Source organism: Olsenella kribbiana (genome assembly GCF_036408795.1).
Lineage (GTDB): Bacteria > Actinomycetota > Coriobacteriia > Coriobacteriales > Atopobiaceae > Olsenella_L > Olsenella_L kribbiana.
Map to the genome: position 1 here is coordinate 1 of NZ_JAZGJP010000006.1, position 24,591 is coordinate 24,591.

Annotated in this window: 28 protein-coding genes and 1 tRNA gene; 9 read left to right on the forward strand and 20 right to left on the reverse strand. The window is 59.9% G+C overall.

Features of this window, described 5'->3' with window-relative positions; genetic code table 11:
- Positions 1–661: 661 nt before the first annotated feature.
- The 9 genes from VXJ24_RS05300 to VXJ24_RS05340 all read right to left on the reverse strand — a co-directional run bounded on the left by VXJ24_RS05300 (position 662) and on the right by VXJ24_RS05340 (position 5,843).
- Positions 662–1,504, reverse strand: a complete 843-nt coding sequence (locus VXJ24_RS05300) for a phage major capsid family protein (RefSeq protein ID WP_330971880.1) — start codon at positions 1,502–1,504, stop codon at positions 662–664.
- A gap of 18 nt (positions 1,505–1,522) precedes the next feature.
- Positions 1,523–1,951 (reverse strand): capsid assembly scaffolding protein Gp46 family protein, encoded by a 429-nt coding sequence (locus VXJ24_RS05305; protein WP_330971881.1) that lies wholly within the window; start codon positions 1,949–1,951, stop codon positions 1,523–1,525.
- 242 nt (positions 1,952–2,193) lie between these two features.
- Positions 2,194–2,403, reverse strand: coding sequence for a hypothetical protein (locus VXJ24_RS05310; RefSeq protein WP_330971882.1), 210 nt, complete (start codon positions 2,401–2,403; stop codon positions 2,194–2,196).
- A 1-nt stretch (position 2,404) separates the two neighbouring features.
- Positions 2,405–3,712, reverse strand: coding sequence for a VG15 protein (locus VXJ24_RS05315; protein WP_330971883.1), 1,308 nt, complete (start codon positions 3,710–3,712; stop codon positions 2,405–2,407).
- Positions 3,709–4,071: a VG15 protein gene (locus VXJ24_RS05320; protein ID WP_330971884.1), complete on the reverse strand. Its 363-nt coding sequence runs from the start codon at positions 4,069–4,071 to the stop codon at positions 3,709–3,711. Before VXJ24_RS05320 ends, VXJ24_RS05315 begins: the two co-directional genes overlap by 4 nt.
- Entirely contained in the window at positions 4,068–4,859 is a 792-nt protein-coding gene (locus VXJ24_RS05325; protein ID WP_330971885.1) for a phage portal protein, read from the reverse strand. The genes VXJ24_RS05320 and VXJ24_RS05325 overlap by 4 nt, the downstream gene beginning before the upstream one ends.
- Complete coding sequence (locus VXJ24_RS05330) at positions 4,748–5,266, reverse strand: hypothetical protein (RefSeq protein WP_330971886.1); 519 nt, start codon at positions 5,264–5,266, stop codon at positions 4,748–4,750. Before VXJ24_RS05330 ends, VXJ24_RS05325 begins: the two co-directional genes overlap by 112 nt.
- A complete protein-coding gene (locus VXJ24_RS05335; RefSeq protein WP_330971887.1) occupies positions 5,263–5,481 on the reverse strand; it encodes a hypothetical protein in 219 nt (72 codons plus the stop codon). Before VXJ24_RS05335 ends, VXJ24_RS05330 begins: the two co-directional genes overlap by 4 nt.
- Before the next feature lie 125 nt (positions 5,482–5,606).
- Positions 5,607–5,843, reverse strand: a complete 237-nt coding sequence (locus tag VXJ24_RS05340) for a hypothetical protein (protein ID WP_330971888.1) — start codon at positions 5,841–5,843, stop codon at positions 5,607–5,609.
- Positions 5,844–5,904: 61 nt separating this feature from the next.
- Between VXJ24_RS05340 and VXJ24_RS05345 the strand changes: the two genes are divergently transcribed.
- From VXJ24_RS05345 to VXJ24_RS05365, 5 genes are all read left to right on the forward strand, one after another.
- Complete coding sequence (locus VXJ24_RS05345; protein WP_330971889.1) at positions 5,905–6,291, forward strand: helix-turn-helix domain-containing protein; 387 nt, start codon at positions 5,905–5,907, stop codon at positions 6,289–6,291.
- Positions 6,292–6,388: 97 nt separating this feature from the next.
- On the forward strand, positions 6,389–6,925 hold the full coding sequence (locus tag VXJ24_RS05350) for a DUF6978 family protein (protein ID WP_330971890.1): 537 nt from the start codon (positions 6,389–6,391) through the stop codon (positions 6,923–6,925).
- Position 6,926: 1 nt separating this feature from the next.
- Positions 6,927–7,706, forward strand: a complete 780-nt coding sequence (locus VXJ24_RS05355; protein ID WP_330971891.1) for a DUF1829 domain-containing protein — start codon at positions 6,927–6,929, stop codon at positions 7,704–7,706.
- 170 nt (positions 7,707–7,876) lie between these two features.
- The gene (locus VXJ24_RS05360) at positions 7,877–8,485 is read left to right on the forward strand and encodes a hypothetical protein (protein ID WP_330971892.1); all 609 of its coding nucleotides are present in this window, start codon (positions 7,877–7,879) and stop codon (positions 8,483–8,485) included.
- A gap of 55 nt (positions 8,486–8,540) precedes the next feature.
- A complete protein-coding gene (locus VXJ24_RS05365) occupies positions 8,541–8,825 on the forward strand; it encodes a hypothetical protein (RefSeq protein WP_330971893.1) in 285 nt (94 codons plus the stop codon).
- 125 nt (positions 8,826–8,950) lie between these two features.
- On the opposite strand, the gene VXJ24_RS05370 is transcribed toward VXJ24_RS05365, so the two are convergent.
- From VXJ24_RS05370 to VXJ24_RS05380, 3 genes are all read right to left on the reverse strand, one after another.
- Positions 8,951–9,027, reverse strand: a tRNA-Pro gene (locus VXJ24_RS05370).
- 84 nt (positions 9,028–9,111) lie between these two features.
- Positions 9,112–10,347, reverse strand: a complete 1,236-nt coding sequence (locus VXJ24_RS05375; RefSeq protein ID WP_330971894.1) for a polysaccharide deacetylase family protein — start codon at positions 10,345–10,347, stop codon at positions 9,112–9,114.
- Positions 10,348–10,521: 174 nt separating this feature from the next.
- Entirely contained in the window at positions 10,522–10,650 is a 129-nt protein-coding gene (locus VXJ24_RS05380; RefSeq protein WP_330971895.1) for a hypothetical protein, read from the reverse strand.
- Positions 10,651–10,680: 30 nt separating this feature from the next.
- Between VXJ24_RS05380 and VXJ24_RS11485 the strand changes: the two genes are divergently transcribed.
- From VXJ24_RS11485 to VXJ24_RS05395, 4 genes are all read left to right on the forward strand, one after another.
- Positions 10,681–11,085 (forward strand): phosphatase PAP2 family protein, encoded by a 405-nt coding sequence (locus tag VXJ24_RS11485; protein ID WP_430623814.1) that lies wholly within the window; start codon positions 10,681–10,683, stop codon positions 11,083–11,085.
- Positions 11,064–12,491: a sensor histidine kinase gene (locus VXJ24_RS05385; RefSeq protein ID WP_330971896.1), complete on the forward strand. Its 1,428-nt coding sequence runs from the start codon at positions 11,064–11,066 to the stop codon at positions 12,489–12,491. The genes VXJ24_RS11485 and VXJ24_RS05385 overlap by 22 nt, the downstream gene beginning before the upstream one ends.
- An 8-nt stretch (positions 12,492–12,499) precedes the next feature.
- Positions 12,500–13,195 (forward strand): response regulator transcription factor, encoded by a 696-nt coding sequence (locus tag VXJ24_RS05390; RefSeq protein WP_330971897.1) that lies wholly within the window; start codon positions 12,500–12,502, stop codon positions 13,193–13,195.
- Between the two features lie 97 nt (positions 13,196–13,292).
- On the forward strand, positions 13,293–13,949 hold the full coding sequence (locus VXJ24_RS05395; RefSeq protein ID WP_330971898.1) for a DedA family protein: 657 nt from the start codon (positions 13,293–13,295) through the stop codon (positions 13,947–13,949).
- A gap of 53 nt (positions 13,950–14,002) precedes the next feature.
- Here the strand turns inward: VXJ24_RS05395 and VXJ24_RS05400 are convergent, their stop codons facing one another.
- From VXJ24_RS05400 to VXJ24_RS05435, 8 genes are all read right to left on the reverse strand, one after another.
- Positions 14,003–14,362, reverse strand: a complete 360-nt coding sequence (locus VXJ24_RS05400; RefSeq protein ID WP_330971899.1) for a DUF1667 domain-containing protein — start codon at positions 14,360–14,362, stop codon at positions 14,003–14,005.
- Between the two features lie 2 nt (positions 14,363–14,364).
- Positions 14,365–15,627 carry an NAD(P)/FAD-dependent oxidoreductase gene (locus tag VXJ24_RS05405; protein ID WP_330971900.1) on the reverse strand — a complete coding sequence of 421 codons (1,263 nt, stop codon included), beginning with the start codon at positions 15,625–15,627 and terminating at the stop codon, positions 14,365–14,367.
- Complete coding sequence (locus VXJ24_RS05410) at positions 15,627–17,102, reverse strand: NAD(P)/FAD-dependent oxidoreductase (protein WP_330971901.1); 1,476 nt, start codon at positions 17,100–17,102, stop codon at positions 15,627–15,629. Before VXJ24_RS05410 ends, VXJ24_RS05405 begins: the two co-directional genes overlap by 1 nt.
- 67 nt (positions 17,103–17,169) lie before the next feature.
- Complete coding sequence (locus VXJ24_RS05415; protein ID WP_330971902.1) at positions 17,170–19,044, reverse strand: ABC transporter ATP-binding protein; 1,875 nt, start codon at positions 19,042–19,044, stop codon at positions 17,170–17,172.
- The gene (locus tag VXJ24_RS05420) at positions 19,037–20,767 is read right to left on the reverse strand and encodes an ABC transporter ATP-binding protein (protein WP_330971903.1); all 1,731 of its coding nucleotides are present in this window, start codon (positions 20,765–20,767) and stop codon (positions 19,037–19,039) included. Before VXJ24_RS05420 ends, VXJ24_RS05415 begins: the two co-directional genes overlap by 8 nt.
- A 15-nt stretch (positions 20,768–20,782) precedes the next feature.
- Positions 20,783–22,603, reverse strand: coding sequence for an ABC-F family ATP-binding cassette domain-containing protein (locus VXJ24_RS05425; protein ID WP_330971904.1), 1,821 nt, complete (start codon positions 22,601–22,603; stop codon positions 20,783–20,785).
- Positions 22,604–22,660: 57 nt separating this feature from the next.
- A complete protein-coding gene (gene coaBC / locus VXJ24_RS05430; protein WP_330971905.1) occupies positions 22,661–23,854 on the reverse strand; it encodes a bifunctional phosphopantothenoylcysteine decarboxylase/phosphopantothenate--cysteine ligase CoaBC in 1,194 nt (397 codons plus the stop codon).
- Positions 23,855–24,574 carry a zinc ribbon domain-containing protein gene (locus VXJ24_RS05435; protein WP_330971906.1) on the reverse strand — a complete coding sequence of 240 codons (720 nt, stop codon included), beginning with the start codon at positions 24,572–24,574 and terminating at the stop codon, positions 23,855–23,857.
- Positions 24,575–24,591 lie beyond the last annotated feature (17 nt).

Consider the following 24,591-nt stretch of genomic DNA (forward strand, 5'->3'; position numbering starts at 1 on the left):
TGCATGTCCCGCTCTCCGGCATCGCAGCCACGGCCACGGTCCAGCCGAAGCTTCCTGCGAGCTTGCCTAAGCCGTTTGCAGTTCAGGGAGCCTAACTATGCCGGAGGTACTCAGCCATTATTGATTATTGTATCAACCCCCTTTGTGACCCGCTAGGACCATGCTCCCGAAGAGACGTCGTCGAGGAGGATGGCTTGGAGTCGGTAATCGTGGCACTCAGATACGGCGGCGTGACGCTTGCCGGGGTCATCGCCAGCGACTCGAAGTCGCGCGCGGTGATGGAGCGGAAGATCGACGAGCTCACGCGCAGGGTAGAGAAGCAGAACTGCCTCGTGGAGCACGTACCTGCTCGCGCGCAACGTGGCGATCCTCAAGAACGACGTCGACGGCCTCGAGAGAAAGGCGGACAGGGATGGCTGAGTTCCTAGGAGGAAACGAGTGGTACTGGCGCCTCACGCGCACGGTGGTCCATGGCGTCCTGGGCGTCGTCGTGGCAAACCTGGACATGCTGGTGGGGGCGGCCACGCTACTGACGGAGTGGAGGGCGCTTGTGGTCGCCCTGGTGATGGCGGAGCTCGGCAAATGGCTCGAATCCGCTCATGCGCCCTCCTTATGCCGCCGGCGTCTTGAGGACGGCGATGGCCTTCGGGTCGATGACCGCCTAGGCAAGCATCATCTCTGTGCGGTAGGCCAACTGGTTGTGGGTCTTGCGGTCGGAACCGCTCTGGTCCGGGTCGCCGTACTCGATAATTTCGGCCATCATGTCGCGGACGATGCCCCACTTGATGGTGAAGAAGTCGCCGCAGAATGCGAGGACGTGCGTGTCGGCTTTTGCAAGCGCTCCGTTCACGGTGCCGGAGACGGAAGCCTTGATGCCGTCGAGGCTCCCTACCTGAAGGTTCATGGGCACCTCGGGATAGAGGCGTGCCATCGTGTTCGGGATGCGGACCTTGCGGATATCGGATGCGAACTTCCTCGCGAGCGCGATTCCGTTGATGTCGTAGACGGAGTTCACGGCATCGGCGAGGCTGTCGAGGTTCGTCGGCACAGCGCTCTTGGAGTCATAGGTGACCTGAGTCGCGGTATCGGAGAGCTTCGTGTAACCGGTGAGCGCGGCCTTGGTCTTCGGGTTGATCGCATGGTACACGACGTAGTCCAGGGCACGGCCGAGCGCCTCCGCCTGGTTGTCCTGGATGCGGGAGACGATCTGGAGCTTCGCATCGTCGTCTGCCCACTGGAGCTCGTTTGTGACGCGGGTCGTCACGACGAGCTTCACGCGCTTCGCCGTGACGGAGCCAAGCTCCTGCTCGTAGGAGCCCTTGACGGCGCCCTCGTCCACGACCTCTGCCTCGGCGACGCCATCGAAGGTGATGTACTCCTTGTCGAGGAAGAGCTGCGGCTCGGACGGGCTGAGCTGGGCGATGGTGGAGGTGCCCTTTGCCTTGCTGACGGTCGCGACTGCGACGCTCTTCGGCAGTGCGATCTTTGCTGCTGTAAGCGGCATTGTGTTTCCTTTCGTCTTCTATTTCTGTCCGAGGAGCTGGTTCACGAATTCGAGCTTCTCGTCTGTGCTGCCCTTGGAGGCAGGCTGCTTTCCGGTCTCGCCGAGCACCGGTGCCGTAGGCGCCCGGTATGCCTCGGCGATGGCCTTGGCCGATGCCATGAGGGATTCCTCGTCGGTCCCTCCGAGAATCGCCACGATCTCGGGAGAGACGCCGGTCTCCTTGGAGACCTTCTCGCGCACCTTCTGCAGCTCGTCTGCTGCAGTCCTCTTGGCCGCTGCATCCTCGAGCTCGCCGATCTTCTTCTCGGCTTCCTCGAGCTTTCCTGCCTTCTCCTTGAGGCTGTCATAGTCCGCATACTGCTCGCGGACCTTGGTGCGCTCTCGCTCCAGGCGTGCCTTGATGGCGCGGTCGAAGTCTTCCTGAGTCTCGATAGGCTCGAATTCCATTCGGTTCCCCTTCCATGTCCCGTCCGCTCGGACGTGATCGAGCCAGGATTGTCCGCCCCTGGCAGCGTGATGCCATGGTCACCGCCCATGGCGGCGTATATAGAAGCAGCCACCGAGAGGTGGCTGTCTTCGTCGTATTGATTTGTCATCTGTTCGGGCTACGAAAAACTTGCTAGAGGCTTTCGGTATATCTGTTCAAGCGCAGCGTTGCAGCGTCCTCGCAGAATCGAAATTCTTGGCATTTATTCCTTGAGGTTTGAGTAATCGCCAAGAGTCAGCGGCGTATCATCAGGAACCTCTTCGAACTGGTCGACTGGGAATAGGCCATCATCGTCGATATGAGGAGATGTGATGCGGTATGCCTTTCCACGAGGAGTGTCCTCGACGCCGTCGACCTGATAGACGCCATTCTTCGCCAGGACGACCTTGTAGTAGCTTCCGATATAACGCACTCTAGTCATTTCTCCTGCGCGCCCATCTCTTGAAGTAGAATTCCTGCCTGCCGATATCAGGATGTTCCATCCAATGCACTTCTGCTAGCGCAATTCTACCATTGTCGTCTGGATCGAATATCCATCCTTCGCCAGCAACATGAGACCACTCCTCAGGCTGACCTCCGTACTCGTCAGCAAGCCTCTGGGCAACTCTCAGCTCCTTGCTTGGACTGCTTCCACGTCCGGCAAATACCTTCTTTATCTCTATCTCGCTTCCGGGGAAGAACACGGTATCATGGCCGCTTGGCATGTGCACAACGTAGTCTGTTGCCGCTTTTGCTCCGACTGCCCTTCCTGCTATGAAGCTGAGATCAAGCCCAGAGGATACAAACGCCCTGAGCGCTCTCTTCTCTGCTGGTTCGACCTGCATTGCTTCTATCTTTTCAAAAGCCTTCCATTGCTTGAATAGTGAGTCAGGGTCATACCCCTCTACGCTCGTATCGAATCCGCGTGTCACATGCACGCCATTCTTCCAGTAGTCCCTTATCTCAGGCACTCCTGGCACGACCTTGCAGCGGCAGTCAGCATGCCAGTGTGCAAAGGCACCCGCAGTTTCCTCTGACCAGTAGATGAAGCCTCTCGAGGCAAGCATCGTGCAGAAGGCACACGTGTGGTTCCCCATCGGAACCCTTGCAAACCTGACTCCGCTCTTCCGGTCACGCTTGACGTTGTCCATCACCGTGTCGTTCGCCCTGCGTGCCACCTGGTTCTTGGCAAGCCTTCCAAGCTCCGACTTCATGCTGTCTTCTGCAGAGGGCTCCGGGAACTCATCGGATACGAGCTTCATGACCTCATCGGTCGCATACCGGATCCTCCGGTCATTGATGGCCTTGCCTGTTACAGTAAAGTACCTTCCATGGTTGTAGATCTCCAAGCCTTTGGCATGGTTGGCGCGGCCGATGGCGCCTGTCCTCTCGGGACTTGCTCCGCAGATGATATGGATGCCTGTACCTGATGGGCTGATCTCGGTGTAGCTGTCTATGCTATCAACAATGTCCTGCGCCCACTGCTCTATCTTTCCGTCGTGCACGCAGTCATCGAGATCGATTCCGACGAGCCCTCCATCGAGCTCGATGCCCAAGCCTGTATATCCGTTGCTGTCTGCAGCCTCGATTGCTTCGTCGAGGGTTCCCCAGGTGCTCCTGTCATTGGCCTTGGCGTTTCCGCCATGAGGAGACCTTGGTATCTTCCTGCCGTTGACGTTGTCCCAGCACACCCATTGCGCCAGGTCTCCGAGCGCCTTGAGAGCGTCTGGCAGGTCCGTCATATCGCGCTCCCATCGTCCTCGTCGGCGATGAGGCCGGCAATCCATCTGCATTTGCGGTCGATGGCATCCCTCGTCTCGTCGGTGACGTCCGGTATGGATGCCGGATCGAGGCTGGCTGACGAATTCTCGACGCACTGGTCATAGAACCTAGCACCGAGCTCGCACGCGGCATTGCCATATGAATCGAGCTCTGCCAGGACGATGGCCTTCATCTCTTCGCGGATCTCCGCGATTGATGCATGGAGGTTCTTGGCCCTCCATGCATCGAATGCAGCCTCTGCGCTCTTCTGCGCCTTCAGCTCAGCCTGCGAGAGGGCGCTGTCATATTCCTCAATCTCCTTGCGGCTGATGGTGCTCATAAGCCGATCGCCGTCTGTGCAATGAGCTGGCTGGCCTGCGACCTCTTGCGGTCGCTCCTGAGCCTCTGGATCTGCTCGTCCGTGAAGCCGAACTCCTCGAGGGCCACATCGGAATCGGCAAGCCAGGGAAGCGCCGATATCATCTTCGTCATCGCGTCTGCCTGGCTGACGATTGACGGCATGGCAGGATTGCGGAACTTCGGCTGGATCGTGAGCCCGCGTGCGAGCTCCGTCCTGAAGTCCGTCCCTTCATGGATTGCAAGCGCCATGAGCGCCACGTTCCTGAGCGCCTCCCCGTTGTCGGCATTGAGGTTCTGCGCCTCGATGACGAGCGGCTCCTTGGCTGCATAGATGGCCTCAGCGCTCGATGGGTTGTCCTGGACGATTCCGAGCTCGGAGACAGGGACATTCGTCTCTCCAGAGAACCTCGCCGCGAGGCTCCTCATGTAGTCGATGTGCGGCTGCATGCTGCCCTGCGCGAGCTGCCCGAACTGCGGCACGTCGCCGTCATCGTCCTTGCGCACTGCGAAGATGTTACCGATATAGGCATCCCACTTCGACTTGCCGTCGAGGCTGTCCTTGTCTGCTCCCAGCAGGTACTTCTGCGGGGAGGTGAAGAACTCATCAGAGATCTCCGAGCGCACGGAGGAGCGCATGGCATCGTCCGCGATGTTCATCACGCTTCTCGTGATGCGCGACCTGCCGAAGGGATGGTCGATCGTGGCGTCGAACGCCATGGGCTCGATGAGCGGGCGCCCATGCTGTGCGGGATGTACTGCGCCACCCATCCGGCCTGTCCGGGCGTCCTCACGATGCGGATCACGTTGGCATCGGTGAAGATGTCCACCCAGGTGGACTCGTGCTGGCTCCTCGGGCTCGGGTCGCGGTCAACGACCACCATGCCGGCCCTGATGCGCTTGGGCCTCCAGTCCCAGAGGGCGGAGGCGCTCGTCGCAGGATGTGCCGTCACGATGGCCTCGGGCTCTCCCCTGGAAGCGTCCCCTGCCGTGACCGAGAGGAACGCGCAGCACAGCTTCAGCTCCTCGCGGACGGCGCGGCGGTAGTACACCTTGAGCTGGTTCTGCGCCACCAGCCGCTGTAGGTACGCCGAAGCCTCCTCGTCGTCGCATACATAGCCGTCGAACTGGCTCCTGTCGGATAGGGCGGTGACCGCCTTCGCCGGCCATCCTATCACCTGCTCCAGGCGGGCGAGGTTGGGGGGACCGATATTCCGAGGTCGCGCGGCATCTGGTGCATGGAGTAGTAGCCATCCCGCAGCCAGTTCCTCGAAAGGTGCCGGTGCCATGTCAGCACGAGGTCGCGCGCGGTCTGCCGATCATCGTCGAGGAGGCCGTCCGCTGAGGCTATCTGGTCGATGTAGCGCGAGCTCACCATACGGTAGCCCTCCATCCAGGACGCCTCTTCGTTGTCATCGCTCTCGAGAGCGCAAGCGATGCGCTCTCGAGAGGCGCCGATATCGCGGCCGACCCATCTCCGAAGCCGAGGCCGCCGGCAGAGCCGATCTTCCTTCTGATTTATCTTTTCGCAGAGGCATCGAGCGCCTCGCTGGCCAGATGCCTTAGAACTCCCGAATGCACCGCGTCGGATAGCAGCGACGATGCCCTTGCCTCGCGTGCCCTGCGGTCGACAGATGATGTCGAGCGCCCGAGGTTCTGCGCCATCTGCCTGACAGACAGCTTCCCGCAGTTCTCGCGGATGTATGCCAGCTCGACGGCAGGCCATGGCCTCGGTGACCCTCTCGTATGGGACATTTCCAAGCCTCCTTTGTGTAAAAGCCTCAATGCGCACTTAGATTTCTAGCGGAGATGTTGTATGGAGAATCGCATCAGGGAGCTGAGGGAAGCACGGAACCTGACCAGGAGGCTGTTAGCCGATTGCGCCCATGTGGGCTATGACGCCCTTGCCAAGTGGGAAGAGGGCGAAAACGAAATTGCGCTGGATAAGGCAATCTCGATTGCAAAGACACTGTATTGCAAGCTGTCTAATCTCGTCTATACAGCACCCAAGCACGATTACCAGCTCGACCGGCTCTGCCGCAATTACCGCGACATGTCTGATGAGGGCAAGCAGGCACTTGCGGCCACCAACGACGCATTGCTTTCGGTCTTCGAAAATCGTGCGACAGGGGTCGCTCCATTGACCCATCCGATTAGGATACAATTTAGGATGATGTTTCTGATATTTGGACATCGTCCATAAATTTCGGCATTATTTACCGCTTTGCTGGATATACAGCCTGGAAAGTGTGCCGCCTTGCAGTAGTGAGCGGTAGTGTCCCCTTTCTTTGGGAGGCAATATGGATGCGTCGATCATAAAAACGGGCATGACGCTCGGATGGGGCATGCTGGATGATGATGCGCGTGCCTATCTCGAGCTGGAGAAGATATCCGCAACAGGGAACACGCGATTCCAATGGCCGCGGCCAGGAGGAAAGCTTGTCATAGAGCTTGAAGCCAGGGACGACCATCGGGACAGATTCTTTCTCGATATCGGAGAATGCAGGAGGACTGCCACCATCGCTGTCGGGCTCCTGCCCGAGAGGAAGTCAAAGATGCAGACGAGATCAGCCGACAGGCCGCTAATCCGCATTGACTATGCAAGCGATCCCGACATGCTCGTGCATACGAACCCGGACGGCAAAGTGATTGTAGGAAGCCATATGCACATCGATGTAGACAATCCGAATCGCATGTCCTGGGCATTTCCTCTGGACCACCAGACTATACTTAGCCCAGATACCGATATTGGCAGCGTCGCAGGAATCTTCTTCGCATTCATGGACGCATGCCATATAGACAAGTCCATTAGCGTGGAGCAGCTGCTGGGGGTGTGACATGGACGTCAGGGAAGCCAACGCAATCATCGACGATTATGCAAGCCGTCTGCGCAAGGGAATGTCTGTCGCGCAGCAGGGCGATGGCGTCTGCGTTGTCACACCCATGCTCAACCGCAACAATGACAACTTCACCATCTATATCGCCGACCACGCAGACCATGGCTATGTGATGACGGATCTTGGCGAGACGATGGAAGATCTCGAGTTCTCCGGATTCAAGTTCACCAACACCAGGATCGAGAAGGTCGATTCCATCCTGAGAAGCTTCGGAGTCGCTCGGAGCGAAAAGAACGAGTTATTTGTGACTGGCTCCAGGAGTACCATCCCCGCACGTATGAATATGCTCATGCAGGCAATGGCGTCTGTCGATGACCTGTATGTCACATCTCGCTCCCAGGTAAAAAGCATGTTTGCGGAAGATATCGAGGATTGGCTGATCGGCAATGATATCCAGGTCGTGCCATCTCCTTCCTTCACAGGCAGGTCCGGGATGGAATCCAAGTTCGACCTTGCCATCGGAAAGAGCAAGCGCAGCAATATGCGCCTCATCAAGGCTGTCAACAATCCGCAGAAGAGCGAGATCCAGAATGCGCTCTTCCTCTGGCAGGATGTGAGCGCATGCAGGACCGACTGCGACGGATATGTATTCATGAACTCGTTGAATACTTCGTCCGGATCCGTGTCCGATGAGGTCATAGAGGCCGTGAAGGCATACGATCTCGTCCCCGTGATCTGGGGTGTCGATGAAGACAGATACCTCGATGCCCTGGCTGCATAGGCTGCAGCAGTTCGTAGCAAGTACGCAGTAGTTCGCATTAATAACAAGCAATGCAAATGATGGAAGGCCCATGCATCCCGGGGGCCGGCGCAAGCATACCAAGGAGGGGCCATGAGCAGGCATGTGGGAGTACGCGAGCTGAGGCCGGGAGTCTGGGAGGTCTACGCGATTTGCGGATACACCCAGACAGGAAAGCGCGGGCGTATATCCAGGACCATGATGGCACCGAGGCGCAGGCGGTCGAGGCAAGGTCCAGGCTGCTGGCCGACATGGACAGGTACCCCACCCTGGGCGACCCGATGATAATGGACGAATACTACTGGAGCTATTTCAACCCCAACCGGCACGCCACGACGACGGCAGTCAACGCGAAGACCCACGATTCCATCTACCGCGTGCACATCTCGCCGCTCCTTGGCAGCATGGATATCGGATCCATCACCTACCTCGACGTGAAGCGCTGGATCTCCCAGCTCCCTCCCCAGTCGGCGCTGAATCATGTCCGAACCTTGAGGAGCGTGCTTGCACAGGCGTCATATGATGGCATCATCCCCGAGTCGCCAATGGAAGGCAGGCGATTCAGGATGCCCATGGGCCGGGATACCACGCCTAGGCCGGTCTGGGTAGCGCGCGAGGTGATGGATGCGCTGTCGCGTCCGGCATTCAGGCAGTCTCAGCTCTTCGGGCTCTGGTGCCTGATGTGCGGAGGCGGTCTCTCGAGGTCCGAGGCGCTACAGGTCCGTACCGATACCGTCCGCCTTCGCCGATTATCTCCATGAGAGAGCGGCCACAGGCCCTGTCTGCCAGAGCATGCGGCACACGATGGCAGGGCCTGTGCCGACAGGAAGACGGCTCACGCCCGACCGGGTGCCGGAGCGCTGGAAGTCCTACTTCACGGAAGGCGGATGCCTCCACGGGCTCCCGTTCGTCTGGATCAACAGGATGCGTGCGACCTATGCGACCCTGATGCAGGGAGCAGGGATAGACTCAATCCTCATCAATGCGCTCCAGGGAAGGTCGCAGAATTCGGAGGTCCTCGATGCGAACTATCTGAATCCCTACCATCAGTCCTTCCTGTATGCATCACAATCGCTCAACCGCAGGCTCGGCTCCGGATAGCGGAAACGGAACGTTCCGTGCAAGCTCGCGGCCGATTTTTCAGGATATTCCGGTCTGGTACGGTTTTCTTGTCAACAAAAAAGCAGGCCGCTCGGGGTAACACCCCTTGCGACCTGCGGTTCTTCTGGTCGGGTGGACTGGATTCGAACCAGCGACCCCTTGACCCCCAGTCAAGTGCGCTACCAAACTGCGCCACCACCCGTTTATGTGTTGTGCCACTCGCTCGCACAGCTCTGCTATAGTAGCATGAAATCTGGAAAGCGCAAAGGACTTTTTTGATTCCTTTCTATATGACTCCCGTGAAGCTGTCGAGACCGTAGGTTCCGAAGATGCGCATGCGCTTGAGCTGCATGGGATTGTCTCCTGGCTGTACCAGGCCATACTGTGTCGTGAAGGCAAGCTGGAAGCCGGCATCCTTCACTGCCTCAGGAGCGATGTCGGATACATCTCCGAAGGGATAGGCAAAGGCATCCTTTGTCTTCAGGATCTGGGCAGATCTGTCGAGGTCGGCCACGATATCTTCTTCGCTCATATCGAAGATTCTCCCGCCATGACCCTTCTGCGTATAGCCAGCGCGGTGCATGTCATATGAGTGCGACTGGAACACGACATAGGGGCTTGCATGCTGCGACAGCTTGTCCTGGACATCTGCATCTGAGCAGATGAGGAAGGACGTAGCCGGAATCTTGTGCTTTTCGAGCTCGGGTATCGCGAGATTCAAAAATCCCTGCGTTCCGTCATCGAATGTGAGCGCGCAGGACCTGTCAGGCAGGGAGTGCTTCCCCTCGATGTAGGCTGCAAGCTCTGCCCAGGACGGATAGTAATAGCTGTGGTCATTCAGCCACTGAAGCTGCTCGTCGAGGCCTGTCGTGGAGATCATGTTCTGGTTCGTCGTGGCACCTTCAGGAGGGTTCGCCGGATCGTAGACATCGTGGTACATGAAGACCGCTATGCCATCTGCATCCCATCCCCCATCGACTTCATCCATCACATGGACCGTGCGGGTCGCCGTCGCGACATATCCCGCTGAGTCTGAAACCGTGTAGGTGATGGTGTAGTCCCCTGCCTTCTGGGCATCCACCGTCCTTGACGCCGTCACCTTGTCCGTGATCTGTCCATCCGCAGCGTCATGCGCGTAGCAGCCGCCCTCGACATAGCTCTCGCCGCGCTTCACATAGGTATCGGCAGAGCCGGCAAGGGTCATGACGATACGGCCGTCATTGGGAAGGCCTGTCGAATCTTCAGAGGAATCTTCGGCCTCATCCGTCGTCTGCTCTTCGGCAGCTGTGGTGTTCTGCTCTTCCGGCTGCTTGCCTTCGTTCTTCATCAGCCCATGGCCGGCAGCCACGACACAGAGCGCTACCGCGACGGCAGCAATGATGAAGGCAGCTATATGCCTGCGCCTTCTGCTTTCCTGCTTGACCCTGCGCTCTGCATAGCCCCTGGCCTCCTCTGCACGCGAATGCCGGGGCTCATACGGCTTCTCATCCGGACCTGTCTGCCTCATATGGCTAGCTGCCATGCTGCGTCTCCCATCCTGAATGCACGCTGACAAGCTTCATGATAGCGGGCGCAGTTGGCCATATCTAGCCATGCCGCCAGGCTGGCACAGAGGGCAGGGCGCCTCCATTCAGAAGAGCAGGGAAGCCGCACATAGCATGCGGCTTCCCTGCTGAATTCATATGAATCCGCCTTCTCAGAAGAAGCTCCTGCCGTCGAGCATATCCTCGTCGAAGGGGATGCCGGCAAGCTTCATGGCAGTCGGTGCCTCGTCGATGAGACGCAGGCCCTGGTATCGGCCTGGCACGACACCGGGTCCCATCATGATGCAGCAGGGCTTCTCTGCGCGCTTGCGATTGCCTCGGACCATATCCTCAAGGCAATCCTCATCCGTCCCCATCCCGAGATGGCTCTGGCTGCCGCAGGCGACTGGAGCTTGCCCTCGGACCACACAACGCCCGTGGTCTGCGCTGCAGCGCTCATGGCACTCATCTGGCTCGGGAGGAGCCCCGATCATCCTGCAGCTAAGATCTCCCTCTGCCCTCTGTCGACCATCCTTGTTTCGCTTTCGCGCGTCTTCCTCGGCGTACACTATGTAACAGATGTCCTTGCTGCTGTGCCGCTCGGCTCCATCTGTGCCTGTGCAATCCGGATGGCAGCAAAGCATTTCAAGCCGCTTTCGCACCAGAGGATTTACGGTTCACCGCCACGCAAGCAGCAGTCTGTGAAAGGCACCCTATGCAGAAACCGACTACCATAAAGCAGCGTCTCCGCCTCTCCAACATCTTGTCGCTCATCGTGCCACTCGCGGTCTGCATCGTCGTTGCGCTGTCGTGTGCAGCAGTCTTTCTCTTCCAGCTCAGAGGCGGCCTCGATCTCGAAATATCGGATGCCGAGGACATGGTCGCGCTCGGCCGCATGGTATCGGAGGCTTCCGGTGCCGTGCTCGAGTCAGGCGTGGAGCAGGCTGCACTCGATGAGATAGCACAGTCTGTTGCAGGTTCAGGAGCCATCCTCCAGGTCTATGGGGAGGACGGCTCGGTCCTCTATTCTTCGGGCACGCCATCACTGGAATCGGAACTCCTCGCCTCTGCGCGCACGCTCGACGATACAGATGGTGTCCTCGTCTCTTCAGCTGGCACGAGTCTCTATCTCCACCAGGAAGGAAGCTACGACGTCGCACTCTTCGGGCACTACGCGGAAGTCCGTGGCCATGTGCTCAAGCGCGCCTTTGCAATCTCCTTCTCGATCGTCGTCGCAGCAGCTGCCGTCACCATCCTCCTTCTTGACCGTGTCTCGAAGCACCTTGTCCTTGACCGCATCGTGGAGCGCCTCGACGAGCTCCAGGAGGGCGTCTCGCGCATCGCTCAGGGAGATCTTTCCTTCCGCCTGCCAGAAGAGGACGAAGACGAGTTCACTCCCATCTGCCATGACTTCAACACGATGGCAGATGCTCTCATGAAGGCAGATGAGCGCTCGGAAGCCAATGCGCGCTCCCGCCAAGAGCTCATTGCCGGCATCAGCCACGATCTCAGATCTCCTCTGACATCGATCCAGGGCTATGTGGAGGGCCTGCTCGACGGCATTGCCAAGACGCCGGAGCGCGAGCGCCGCTACCTCGAGACGATCGACCGCAAGGCACAGGAGCTCTCGCACCTCGTCTCCGAGCTCTTCCTGTTCTCGAAGCTCGACCTCGATGACTACCCGGCATCCATCGAGGAGGGCAACCTCTCGAGCGCCGCCTCTTCTATCTTGAAGGACATCCGCGAAGGCGACACTGCCGAGAGCATCACGATCGAGGAGGACCTGGAAACGCCAGTCCTTTGCCGCTTCGACCGCGAGCTCCTCTTCCGCTGCATATCGAATGTTGCCGGGAATGCACAGAAATACGCGCCCGGCGCAACGCTCCACATCTCTGCAACCACCACGGCAGATGGCGCAGTGCTCGAGCTCGCCGACAACGGCCCTGGAGTTGCACCAGAGACGCTGTCCCATCTCTTTGATGTCTTCTATCGCACCGATCCGGCACGCCAGCATCCGGAATCCGGCTCCGGTCTGGGCCTTGCGGTCGTCGCCCGTGCCATGCAGCGCATGAACGGCAGGGCAGAAGCTGCCAAGACACCTGGTGGTGGCCTCACGATACGTCTCACCTTCCCGAAATTCTAGGAGCAGATATGTCCCGTATACTCATCGTCGAAGACGACGAAGACATCGCCGAGCTTGAGCGCGACTATCTTGAGGCAAATGGCCTCGAGGCAGAGATTGCCGCGGATGGCCCCACAGGCCTCTCCAAGGCGCTCTCAGGCTCTTTTGATGCCATGATTCTCGATGTTATGCTTCCCGGCATGAACGGGTTCGATGTCTGCCGGAAGGTCCGCGAGAAGTCGGCCTTGCCTATACTTCTCGTGACAGCACGCACGGAGGATATCGACCAGATCAGAGGCCTCGGTCTCGGGGCCGATGGCTACGTCGTGAAGCCGTTCTCCCCTTCTGTCCTTGTGGCCCGCGTGAAGGCGCTCCTCGCCACGGCAGCGCGCAGAAATGCCGATACAGAGGCAGCTGAGCCTTCCTCCCTGATCGAGGCGGATGGAGTCAGAATCGATCCTGACAGCCACGAGGTGAAGGCACGAGGGAAAGATGTCGAGCTCACGAACCGGGAATACGAGCTTCTCCTCTTCCTTATGAAGCACCAAGGCACAGTCTTCTCCCGCGATGCCCTCTACGAGCGTGTCTGGGGCGAGGAAGCCCTGGGGGATGGTGCGACCGTGACGGTCCATATCCAGCGGCTGCGCGAGAAGATCGAACCCGATCCTTCGAACCCGAAGATCATCCAGACCGTGCGCGGCGCAGGCTACATCATCCGTCGCTGACCTCGAGTTTATGAACTGTTTATCCTGCGTTGGGAGAGCCTTGAGCTTTGCTCCGTACCATGAGGACACTACATGGCGCAACCTAAGGAGCTTTCCCATGCAGGACGCAATCTTCGCCTTCATGCTGCAGTTCGGCTATCTTGCCGTCAGTGCCCTCATCTTCCTCGAGAACGTCTTTCCGCCGATTCCGAGCGAGCTCATCCTCCCGCTTGCCGGCTTCTTCTCGAATGCCGGCGCGCTCTGGCTTCCGTTCGCCATCCTCGCAGCAACCGCCGGGTCTCTTGCCGGTGCCTATGTGCTCTATGCTGTCGGCACCAGGCTCGATAAGCGCCGCATGGAGAAGATCCTCTCTTCACGTCCCGCACGCCTTCTCGGCTTCGAGAAGGGCGATGTGCAGGCTGCCTTTGGCTGGTTCGAGACGAAGGGCGCCAAGACCGTCTTCATCTGCCGCTGCGTCCCTGTCGTGAGGAGCCTCATCTCGATCCCTGCCGGCATGTCGCACATGGGAATCCTGAAGTTCAGTGCCATGACCTTCGCAGGGTCGCTCATCTGGAATGCGATCCTCTGCACGCTCGGCTATCTTGCAGGAGATGCCTGGCAGAATGCCGCATCAGGCGCCGCTTCCGTCGTCGATCATGTCACCTATATCGTTCTTGCCGCTATCGCCGTGGCGGCGCTGTTCTGGTTCGCGAAGAGGATCCTTCCGAAGATCAAGAGCCAGGGCACCGGTGGCACAGGCCCTGTCATAGAATAGCCGTCTACAAAGGAGGGCCGGATCGCTCCGGCCCTCCTTTCGTCTCTTGGCCCTCAGGCATTCCTCGTCGCGACGATATCGATCCCGGTTCCTGCGACATCTGCAAGCACCGTGTCGCCGATATGCACCGGCGCCTTTATCTCTGTCTTCGCAAGGGCTGCCATCACATCGAAGATCTTGCCCTTCGGCACGGGCTCTGCAGTCTTGACCGATACCATCTTCGAGGTAGCAGAGCCTTCCACCGGAACGGACGTCGTGACGATGCGTACCGGATTCGTGAGCTCCTGCCTCGCATAGATGTCGCCACGCTTGCAGGTGTTGCCCGTGACAGAGACGATGCTGTCTCCGTCGAACGTGACCGTCACCTGGCAGCCGAGGGGGCAGTTGATGCAGGTAAGCGTCTTCTCCTCCATGATCATGCCTCCTCGAGGACGACGCGGATGCTCTCGGCATCTGGATGCTTTTCCAGGTCAGCCTTCTTGAGGATGACCTGCTCCATCTCGCCTGGCGCCACAATCGGGCGCTTCTTGTGCGCGATGCGCGCGCCATCAACATAGACCGACTCGAAGACATTGCGCTTCACGGCACCGACACGGAAGCGCACGGTAAGCTTCTCATCCATGGAAGCAGGGTCGACAGTCGCAGGCACCGTGTAGCGCACGCCGCCTTCCGGCACGAGCGGTATGCCCGCATGCTCTTCTGCAGGCTCTCCGGCCTTCACATAGGCAGCTGCATGCGCACCTGCTGCAGCAGCCTCCTCCGAGACGTAGTCCACGAGATCGTGCACGTGCAGGACATTGCCGCAGGCAAAGACGCCCGGCACGTCGGTCTCGAGCTGCTCGTTCACGACCGGGCCCTTCGTAACCGGAGAGAGTGCGACGCCTGCCTTCTGCGAGAGCTCGTTTTCCGGAATGAGGCCGCAGGAGAGAAGGAGCGTATCGCACGTGTAGTGCTCTTCGGTCCCCGGAATCGGCTTCAGATGCTCGTCGACTTCAGCGATCCAGACGCCCTCGACACGCTTGTCGCCTTCGATCTTCACGACGGTATGGCTAAGTTTGAGCGGGATGCCGAAGTCATCGAGGCACTGCACGATATTCCTCTTGAGGCCGCCCGAGTATGGCATGAGCTCAGCGACGACCTGGACATGTGCTCCTTCGAGCGTGAGCCTGCGGGCCATGATGAGGCCGATATCGCCCGAGCCCAAGATCACGACCTCGTGTCCCGGAAGGACGCCTTCGATGTTCACGAGATGCTGCGCGCATCCTGCCGTATAGATGCCGGCAGGACGGGTGCCCGGGATATTGAGGGCACCACGTGGACGCTCTCGGCAGCCCATTGCAAGGATCACAGAGCCTGCTTCGATCTGGATGGGGCCGAGCTCGGGGCTCACGGCCGTGACGACGCGCTCATGGCTGATATCGATGACCGTGCATTCGAGCAGGCACTCGATGCCGCGCTTCTCTGCCTCATCGATATAGCGCTGCGCATACTCGGGGCCGGTGAGCTCCTCATCGAACGTATGGAGACCGAACCCGTTATGGATGCACTGGTTGAGGATGCCGCCGAGCCTGTCTTCGCGCTCGAGGACGACGATGTCTTTGAGTCCCGCATCATAGGCAGAGATGGCAGCAGCAAGGCCGGCAGGACCGCCGCCGACGACAACACAGGAACGCTTCATCAGCGCTCGCCTCCTTCCCCATAGCAGTCCTTGTCGTGGCCGACCACGAACTCGGAACCCTTGCCCTTCTTCGTTATGCTCTCGAGCGTGAGCTCTGGCACCTCGCGGGCCAGGATATCCATGACCTTCGGCGTGCAGAAGCCTCCCTGGCAGCGTCCCATGCCGCAGCGCACACGGCGCTTGATGCCGTCAAGGGACCGGGCTCCGCAGGGGCGCTCTATTGCATCGACGATCTCGCCCTCGCTCACTTCCTCGCAGCGGCAGACGATCCTGCCATAGGCGGGATTCTTCTCTATGAGCACGCGACGCTCCTCGATAGGCAGTGCTGCTGCATGCACGATGCCCTGGCGCTTCGTGGCATAGCTGCCTTCTGGCTTCCGCTCAAGCTTCAGGATGTCAGAGACGATGCCAGCGACAGCTTCGCCCAAGGCAGGCGCCGAGGTAAGGCCCGGAGATTCGATGCCGGAGCAGTCGACGAAGCCCGGCGCATCCTTTGCCTCGCCGACGAGGAACTCATGCTCAGGCCTATGGGCGCGAAGGCCTGCGAAGGAGGTGATGACCTCGCGGAGCGGCAGATCCTTCACGGTCTTGGCAGCGCCCTTTCTGACGGCGTCGAGCCCCTCTGCGGTCGTCGCGGTATCGTCCTCGTCTTCCTGATCGGTCGCCGTGGGACCCAGAATGAGGTTCCCGTGGCAGGTAGGCGTCACGAGGATGCCCTTGCCCATCTTCGATGGCAGGCAGAAGATCGTGTGGTGCACATGCCCTCCTGCCCGCTTGTCGAGCAGGAGATATTCGCCGCGTCGCGGCACGATCTTCATCTTGTCGGCAGAGACCTGGTTGTGGATCTCGGCAGCATGCGTGCCGGCGGCATTCACGACCGTACGTGCATGGAAGGCTCCCTCGGCTGTCTCGATCTTCCAGAGGCCATCTGCCTCTTTCGAGAGCGTCTTGGCCTCGCAAGATGTAAGGATGGTGGCGCCGTTCGTCTCTGCAACCTCAGCCTGTGCAATCGTCAGAAGGAACGGGTCGACGATCCCTGCGGTCGGCGCCCAGAGCGCGCCCACAGCCTCATCTGAGATATTCGGCTCCATCTCGACGAGGCGGTCGCGCCCGATGACCTCAAGGCCCTTGACGCCGTTCTTCTCGCCGCGCTCCTTCAATGCTTCGAGCTTTGGCATATCCTCCACGTCCGTGCAGACGACAAGAGAACCGATGCGCTCAAACGGCACATCGAGGTCCTCGCAGACCCTGCCCATCATCTCGTTTCCGGCCACGTTGTACTTTGCCATGAGCGTGCCCGGCTCTGCGTCATAGCCCGCATGGACGATAGCGGAATTCGCCTTCGAGGTGCCGGAGCAGACATCGTCTCCACGCTCGAGGACGAGGATGCTGCACTGGCGCTCTGAAAGATTGCGCGCAATGGCCGTGCCCACAACGCCTGCGCCGATGATGCAGACATCATATACGTCATTCATGAAAGCATAACCCCCTCTCGTTGGAAGAAAGCCGTACTTCCTTCCCCGAGAGTGAGTCTATGCAATGTCAATCCGCGGCACTGCCACTTTTCGGCAATGCAGCCCATTGGCTTCTGTAGAGGTTCGCATAGAAGCCGCCCTTGGCAAGCAGCTCGTCGTGCGTGCCGCGCTCGATGATGTGGCCGCCGTCAATCACGAGGATGCAGTCGGCATTCCTGACCGTCGAGAGGCGGTGCGCCACGACAAGCGAGGTCCTGCCTTCCATCATGCGGTCGAAGGCATCCTGCACCTGGAGCTCGGTACGCGTATCGATAGAGCTCGTTGCCTCGTCGAGGAGAAGTATCGGAGGATCTTGAAGCATGACGCGGGCAATGCAGAGAAGCTGGCGCTGTCCCTGCGAGATCGTCCCGCCATCCTCGCCGATTACCGTGTCATAGCCCTGAGGCAGCTGCTGGATGAAGCCGTCGGCATGTGCCTGGCGTGCGGCAGCCTCGACCTCTTCGATGGTCGCATCGGGCCTGCCATAGGCGATGTTGTCGCGCACCGTGCCTTTGAAGAGCCACGTATCCTGAAGGACCATGCCGAAGGCAGAGCGAAGCGAGGCACGTGTGAGCGTCTGCGTGTCATGGCCATCGACCTCGATCGAGCCCGAATCCACGTCGTAGAAGCGCAGAAGCAGGTTGATCAAGGTCGTCTTGCCGCAGCCTGTAGGGCCGACAAGCGCAAGGCGCGTGCCCGGCTTGGCCGAGAACGCGATGTCCTGGAGAAGCTTTGCATCCTTCCTGTAGGAGAAGCTCACATCCTTGAAGGCAAGCTCCCCCTTCGGATCCTCGAGGACAATCGCACCGTCTGCATCGGGCTTCTCTTCCTCGGCATCAAGCAATGCGAACACGCGCCTGGCCGAGGCGAAGGCTGTCTGGACCTGCGTCACGATGGCAGAGATCTCGTTGAAGGGCTTCATGTACTGGTTAGCATAGGTAAGGAAGCTCTGCACCTGGCCGACGGTCAGAGGAGATGGCCAGCCTGTCACGACCGCAGAGATGCCGACAGCGGCAACCGCGGCGTAGATGATGTTGTTGACCAGACGGGTCGAAGGGTTCGAGAGGGAGCTTATGAACTGAGCCTTGCGGCCGGCCGTATAGAGCTTCCCGTTGATGTCCTCGAATGCAGCAATGCTTCTCTTCTGGTAGGCAAAGGCGCTCACAAGCTTCTGGTTCGAGATCATCTCTTCTGCATAGCCGGTAAGCGAGCCCTGGAGCGCCTGCTGCGCAGCAAAGCTCTTCGCAGAGCCGCGGGCAATGAGCCATGCGACGAGGATGGAGAGCGGCGTCAGCACGACGACGATGCAGGCCACCGGCACCGAGAGCGAGAACATGAAGATGAGCGTGCCCGCAATCATCACGATGCCATTGAAGAGCTGCGTGAAGCCCTGGACAAGGCCGTCTCCCACCGCATCGATATCGTTGATGACACGGGAGAGCAGGTCGCCATGAGCATGGGTGTCGAGGAAGGAGAGCGGCACGCGGTCGAACTTGTTATAGGCATCGATGCGCAGGTCTCTGACCGTCTGGTAGGCAAGCCGGTTCGTGCCATAGCCGCCTGCCCAGTTCGCTGCGGCAGCAACAGCGATTGTGGCCGCAAGGCGGATGAGGATAGGCTGAAGCGCCGCAAAATCGACCGTCACAGCCGATACCATGGTATCGATGGCCTGGCCGATCAGTATTGGCACGATGAGCTGTGCCACGACAGAGATGACAGAGCACGCAAACGAGGCAAGCGCCAGCGCTGCATAGGGCTTCACATAATGTGAAAGGCGCGCAAGCACGGTCTTTACCGGCATGTCCGGTGCATCGAAGCGCGGGTCGTGGCTTTCTCCCTGAGCGCCTGCTGCGGCAGAAAGCATGGCCTTGGCAGAGGCGCCTCCCTGGTAGGCATTAGGCATGGTCTGCCTCCTTTCCAGCAAGCTGCGACGAGCAGATCTCGCGATAGATGTCGCAGGTGCCGAGGAGCTCCTCATGGGTGCCCAGGCCTTCGACCTTGCCATGATGAAGGACGAGGATCTGGTCTGCACCCATGACAGCAGAGATGCGCTGCGAGATGATCACGCAGGCCGGATGCTGAGGAAGAGACCTCAGCGCCTCGCGCAGACGGGCATCGGTCGCGAAGTCGAGGGCAGATGCCGAATCATCGAGCACGACGAGCGAAGGCGAGCCGACAAGAGCCCTCGCAATCGTCAGGCGCTGCTTCTGGCCGCCGGAGAAGTTCCTGCCGTCTGCCTCCACGACAGAGTCGAGACCAGCCTCCTTCGCACGGACGAAGTCTGCTGCCTGCGCTGCCCGAAGCGCTGCCCAGAGCTCCTCATCTGTCGCATCAGGCACCCTCCAGGTCAGGTTCGAGCGGATCGTGCCCGTCACGAGATGGGCGGTCTGGGGAACGCTTGCCACTTCATGCCTGAGCTCGTCCAGGGGCCATGCACGCACATCCTGCCCGAAGACGGAGACCGTGCCTTCCGTTGCGTCATAGAGCCGCGGGATGAGGCTCGCAAGCGTCGATTTGCCGGAACCTGTGCCGCCGATGATGCCCAGGGTCTCTCCCTGGCCAAGCGTGAGCGTCACGTCGGAAAGCGCCGGCTTGCCGGTGCCATAGGAGAAGCCTACATGATCGAGCACGAGCGCAGGAGCTGCTGCATCGGCCTTCGGCACTGCAGCATCCTTGGCATCTGCGACGGAAGGCTTGGCTGCAAGCACCTCAGCAATCCTTTTCCTCGAGGCAGCCGCTCGGTTGAAGATGATTGCGAGGTTCGCGACATAGGCGATCGCTATGAGGACCTGCGTCATGTAGTTCACGAAGGCGACGATCTGGCCCTGCTGGAGGACGCCTGCCTCTACCTTGAAGCTGCCCGCCCAGAGCACGCAGACGACGCCGAGGTTCATGAGGAGATAGGCGCCGGGGTTCAGGAGCGCTGCAAGCTTTCCGACGGTGATGGCAGTATCGGCCTGGGAGACAGCAGCCGCACGGAAGCGCTTCTCCTCTTCCTTCTCATGCCTGAAGGCGCGGATGACACGGACGCCCGAGAGCGCCTCGCGTGTCACGAGCGAGATATGGTCGAGCTTCTTCTGCATGAGCGTGTAGTACGGAATCGAGCGCTTCATCACAAGATAGAAGACCAGGGCGACGAGCGGCGTCACAGCGAGGAAGATGAGGCCGAGCGTCCGGTCGATCATGATGGCAGCGGCAAGCGAGCCGACAGCCAGGATCGGCCAGCGGATGAGCTGCCGTATTGCCATGGCGGCCGCCAGCTGGATCTGGTTCACATCGTTCGTGATCCTCGTCACGAGAGACGGGGTGCCGATGCGGTCGATCTCGGCAGCGCCGAAGCTGTTGATCTTCCTGAAGAGCGCATTCCTCATGTCCGTGCCGACGCCCTGCGAGACCTTCGAGGCGACATGCTGCGTCACGAGCGTCGATGAGTATCCTGCGCATGCCATGCATACAAGAAGGATGCCGCGCCGCACGACATACCCTGCGTCATGCGTCGCGACACCCACATCGATCATATCGGCCACGATAAGTGGCGTCATGACATCAAAGACGACCTCGACCGTCTTGAAGAGCATGCCGACGATGGTCCTCAGACGGTATTTCCTCCAGAGCTCCTGCTCCATCCGCACTCCCGTAAGCTACTCGATGCCGAGCGTGTCGGAGAGCTCCAGCCACTCGTCTTCGAGATCCGATATTTCCTTCTCGGCAGCGGCAAGCTCGTTCTGGAGCTCCATGAGGTGCTCGTAGTCGGTAGGGTCGGCTTCTGCCATCTCCTTGCGGATGCGGTCAGGCTCCGCCTGCCTCTTTTCGAGCTTTCGTGCCACAGCGTCGAAGCGCTTCCTGAGCTCGCGGCGCTCTGCATTCGAGAGTGCAGGCTCAGACGGGCTCTCCTGTGCCTGGCTGCCATCTGACATTGTAGTTTCAGAAGAGGGTGCCTGGGCATTCCTGTTTTGTGTGGCTGCATTCAGAAGACGAAGGTATTCATCGGTACCGCCCGGGACATGGCGGAGATGGCCGTCGATGAGGGCGAACTGGTCATCTGTCACACGCTCCATGAGGTAGCGGTCATGGGAGACAAGCAGGAGCGTTCCTGGCCACGTATCAAGCAGGTCTTCGAGGACAGCAAGCATGTCCGTATCGAGGTCGTTGCCAGGCTCGTCGAGCACGAGCACGTTCGGCTCGTCGAGCAGCACGCACATGATAGCGAGACGGCGGAGCTGGCCGCCCGAGAGGTCCTTGATGAAGGTCGGGAACTCGCGGCGGGCAAAGCCAAGGCGTTCGAGCAGCTGCTCGGGGCTCTGCGGCTTGCCGTCGACGACATAGTACTTCTTGTAGGTGGCAAGAAGCTCCTCGACACGCCAGTCATCCTTCTTGTGGAGCTCGTCGAGGTTCTGGGAGAGGATGCCGAAACGGACCGACTTTCCGATCTTCACATAGCCACGGCTTGGCTTCATGCGTCCGCACATGACCTTGAGAAGCGTCGACTTGCCGGCGCCGTTCTCGCCGAGGATGCCGTAGCGGTCGCCCGGTCCGATGAGCCAGGTGAGGTCCTGGATCACCGGCGTATCGCCGTAGCCGGCGGTGACATTCTTCATCTCGATGACGAGCTTGCCAAGACGCGAGACGGCAAGCCTCTTGAGCTCGACCGTGTTCCTCAGAGGGGGGTCGTTTGCGATCAGGGCCTCTGCTTCTTTGATACGGAACTTCGGCTTCGACGAGCGTGCCTTGGCTCCATGGGCAAGCCAGTTGAGCTCCTTGCGCAGAATGTTCTGCCTTCTGTCTTCCGATGCCTGCGCCATGCGCTCGCGCTCGACACGCTGCTGGATGTAGGCAGAATAGCCGCCCTCGAAGGGATCGATCGTGCCGTCATGGACTTCCCACATATGCTCGCAGACCTCATCGAGGAACCACCTGTCGTGCGTCACGACGAGGAGGGCTCCCGTGCCTTCGGGCCACCTTCTCTTCAGATGCTCGGCCAGCCAGGTGATGGCATGCATATCGAGATGGTTCGTCGGCTCGTCCATGAGCATGACATCCCAGTCGCCGACAAGAAGGCGGGCAAGGTCGCACCTCCTGCGCTGTCCTCCGGAAAGGTCGCCAATCCTTGCATTCCAGTCGACGCCGACGAGAAGCTCATCGATGATGGAGCGGATCTTCGGATCCGATGCCCACTCATATTCCGGCACATCGCCGACGACGCTGTGAGCTACCGTATCTTCGTCGTCGAGCTCGTCCGACTGTCCGAGATAGCCGACCGTGATGTTGCCGCGGCGCACGATCGTGCCGTCGTCTGGCTCGATCCTGCCCGCAATGAGATCCAGGAGCGTCGACTTGCCGTCGCCGTTCCTGCCGACAATGCCGATGCGCTCGCCGGCATTGATGCCGATTGTCACATCCTTGAGCACCTGCTTGCCCGGCCATTCCTGGGACAGGTGCTCGCATCCGATGAGTATTGCCAAAACGTTCCATCCCTCTTCATGAAAAGGGCCTCTGGCGAGGCCCTCTCTCGTTCATTCCTAGAGAAGCTCCTGCAGCTGATCCAGGATCTTCGCGGCAACCTCCGTCTTCGGAAGCACCGGGAGCTCGATCGTCCTGCCAGGCAGGATGAAGGAGACCTTGTCCGTATCCGACCCGAAGGCAGAATCCGCACGCGAGACATCGTTTGCAACGATCATGCTGGCGCGCTTTCGCTCGAGCTTCTCGCGCCCATAGCGCTCTGCATCGCCGGTCTCCGCTGCAAAGCCGCAGACGATCCGGTCTCCCTTCGTGGCGCCCAGATCTCTGAGGATATCCTTCGTCTCCACAAGGGCAATCGAATCGAGCTGCTCCAGCCCCTTCTTGAGCTTGTGGCTGCTCGGCGCTGCAGGCGTATAGTCGGAGACGGCAGCGGCACAGATAGCGATATCGGCATCCTTCCACGCAGCAAGAGCTGCGTCGTGCATCTCCTCGGCGCTCGTGACGCTCACACGCTCCACGCCGTAAGGACAAGGAAGGCTCACCGGTCCCGAAACGAGCGTGACCTCGGCTCCGCGGCGGGCTGCCTCGGCAGCAAGCGCGTAGCCCATCTTGCCCGAAGAGGCGTTCGCGATATAGCGGACCGGGTCTATCGCCTCATGCGTCGGCCCTGCCGTGATGAGGATGCGCTTGCCGGAAAGCCCCTCAGTCCTCTTCAGGACCATGAGCGCCGCCTCGGCGATCTCCTCGACAGGAGGAAGCTTGCCTTCGCCGATGTCGCCACAGGCAAGACGGCCCGACGAGGGGGCCATGACCTTGATGCCGTGCTTCCGTGCCAGCGCCACATTCTCCTGCGTCGCGGGATTGCGCCACATATGCACGTTCATGGCCGGTGCCACGAGCACAGGAGATGTCGCAGCAAGGATGCTCGAGGTCACCGCATCGTCTGCCATCCCATGGGCAATCTTTGCCAGCACATTCGCGGTGCAGGGGCAGACAAGCTGGAGATCCGCCCACTCGGCGCTGTCGATGTGAGGGATTGCCGTAGGCGCAAAGTCGAAGAGGTCCTCGAGCACGGGATAGCGCGTGAGACCTTCGAATGTCGCCTTGCCGACGAAGCGGGAAGCGCCTTCTGTCATGGCCACATGGACTTCGCAGCCGGCCTTCTGGAGAAGCCTCAGGACCTCTGCCGCCTTGTAGGCAGCGATGCAGCCCGTGACATGCAGCAGGACATGCGGCACCTTCTCCTCTGCCATCTATTCCTCCTCGGTGCCGGTCACCAGGATGCGGTGGCAGTACGGGCACTCGCAGATCTGGCCCTTGCGGGCGATGTCGCCGAAATCGGACGGCTGGAGCGCGACACGGCAGATCGATGGCTTGTTCCCATGGAGCGTCTCCACAGCAAGGCCGCCGAAGCGCGTCGAAGTCTCGCTGTACTTCTTCTGCATCTCGGGCGAGATATGGGAAAGGACGCGCCTGCGCTCCTCTGTGAGCTCCTTCACGGACTCCCTGATGCCTGCCGTCACATCCTGATAGGCACGGGTCTGGTTCTCGGTCTCCTCGTCGAGGCGAATCTTGAGCTCGCCGGCATGCGCCTCGGCATCGAGCATCTTCTGCAGATTCTGCTTCAGGCCTTCATGCGTGAACTCATACTTCTCGCGACGCTTTGCAAGCATCGTGAGCTGGTTCTCGAAGTCCTGAAGCTCGCGCGGCGTGTGGCCGTCCTCGTTCGCTTCGGCCGTGACCTCCTCCTCATGCTGCTTCAGGCGCTCCGTCATGTCCTCGTTGTCTTTGAGCTCGAGCTCGGCATCCTTGCGCTGGCCCACGATCTTTGTCATGTCCTGCGCAAGCTTCTTCTGGGCCTGCTTGATGGCTGCGAGCTTCTTGAGCTGCGGAAGCTTCCTGATCTCCCCGTCGTACCTGATGAGCGAAAGATCGATCTCCTGCAGACGTACCAGCGCTTGTGCCTCATTCATGGATTCTCGCCTTTCCT

Bases quoted from the DNA above. Each gene is read 5' to 3' on its own strand.
- VXJ24_RS05300 (WP_330971880.1), bottom strand. From the start codon at position 1,504: ATGCCGCTTACAGCAGCAAAGATCGCACTGCCGAAGAGCGTCGCAGTC.
- VXJ24_RS05385 (WP_330971896.1), top strand. From the start codon at position 11,064: ATGCAGAAACCGACTACCATAAAGCAGCGTCTCCGCCTCTCCAACATC.
- VXJ24_RS05355 (WP_330971891.1), top strand. From the start codon at position 6,927: ATGGACGTCAGGGAAGCCAACGCAATCATCGACGATTATGCAAGCCGT.
- VXJ24_RS05315 (WP_330971883.1), bottom strand. From the start codon at position 3,712: ATGACGGACCTGCCAGACGCTCTCAAGGCGCTCGGAGACCTGGCGCAA.
- VXJ24_RS05395 (WP_330971898.1), top strand. From the start codon at position 13,293: ATGCAGGACGCAATCTTCGCCTTCATGCTGCAGTTCGGCTATCTTGCC.
- VXJ24_RS05305 (WP_330971881.1), bottom strand. From the start codon at position 1,951: ATGGAATTCGAGCCTATCGAGACTCAGGAAGACTTCGACCGCGCCATC.
- VXJ24_RS05400 (WP_330971899.1), bottom strand. From the start codon at position 14,362: ATGGAGGAGAAGACGCTTACCTGCATCAACTGCCCCCTCGGCTGCCAG.
- VXJ24_RS05325 (WP_330971885.1), bottom strand. From the start codon at position 4,859: ATGGGTGGCGCAGTACATCCCGCACAGCATGGGCGCCCGCTCATCGAG.
- VXJ24_RS05350 (WP_330971890.1), top strand. From the start codon at position 6,389: ATGGATGCGTCGATCATAAAAACGGGCATGACGCTCGGATGGGGCATG.
- VXJ24_RS05320 (WP_330971884.1), bottom strand. From the start codon at position 4,071: ATGAGCACCATCAGCCGCAAGGAGATTGAGGAATATGACAGCGCCCTC.
- VXJ24_RS05390 (WP_330971897.1), top strand. From the start codon at position 12,500: ATGTCCCGTATACTCATCGTCGAAGACGACGAAGACATCGCCGAGCTT.
- VXJ24_RS05340 (WP_330971888.1), bottom strand. From the start codon at position 5,843: ATGTCCCATACGAGAGGGTCACCGAGGCCATGGCCTGCCGTCGAGCTG.
- VXJ24_RS05380 (WP_330971895.1), bottom strand. From the start codon at position 10,650: ATGATGGGACCCGGTGTCGTGCCAGGCCGATACCAGGGCCTGCGTCTC.
- VXJ24_RS05335 (WP_330971887.1), bottom strand. From the start codon at position 5,481: ATGGAGGGCTACCGTATGGTGAGCTCGCGCTACATCGACCAGATAGCC.
- coaBC (WP_330971905.1), bottom strand. From the start codon at position 23,854: ATGGCAGAGGAGAAGGTGCCGCATGTCCTGCTGCATGTCACGGGCTGC.
- VXJ24_RS05415 (WP_330971902.1), bottom strand. From the start codon at position 19,044: ATGCCTAATGCCTACCAGGGAGGCGCCTCTGCCAAGGCCATGCTTTCT.
- VXJ24_RS05375 (WP_330971894.1), bottom strand. From the start codon at position 10,347: ATGGCAGCTAGCCATATGAGGCAGACAGGTCCGGATGAGAAGCCGTAT.
- VXJ24_RS05410 (WP_330971901.1), bottom strand. From the start codon at position 17,102: ATGAATGACGTATATGATGTCTGCATCATCGGCGCAGGCGTTGTGGGC.
- VXJ24_RS05420 (WP_330971903.1), bottom strand. From the start codon at position 20,767: ATGGAGCAGGAGCTCTGGAGGAAATACCGTCTGAGGACCATCGTCGGC.
- VXJ24_RS05435 (WP_330971906.1), bottom strand. From the start codon at position 24,574: ATGAATGAGGCACAAGCGCTGGTACGTCTGCAGGAGATCGATCTTTCG.
- VXJ24_RS05345 (WP_330971889.1), top strand. From the start codon at position 5,905: ATGGAGAATCGCATCAGGGAGCTGAGGGAAGCACGGAACCTGACCAGG.
- VXJ24_RS05405 (WP_330971900.1), bottom strand. From the start codon at position 15,627: ATGAAGCGTTCCTGTGTTGTCGTCGGCGGCGGTCCTGCCGGCCTTGCT.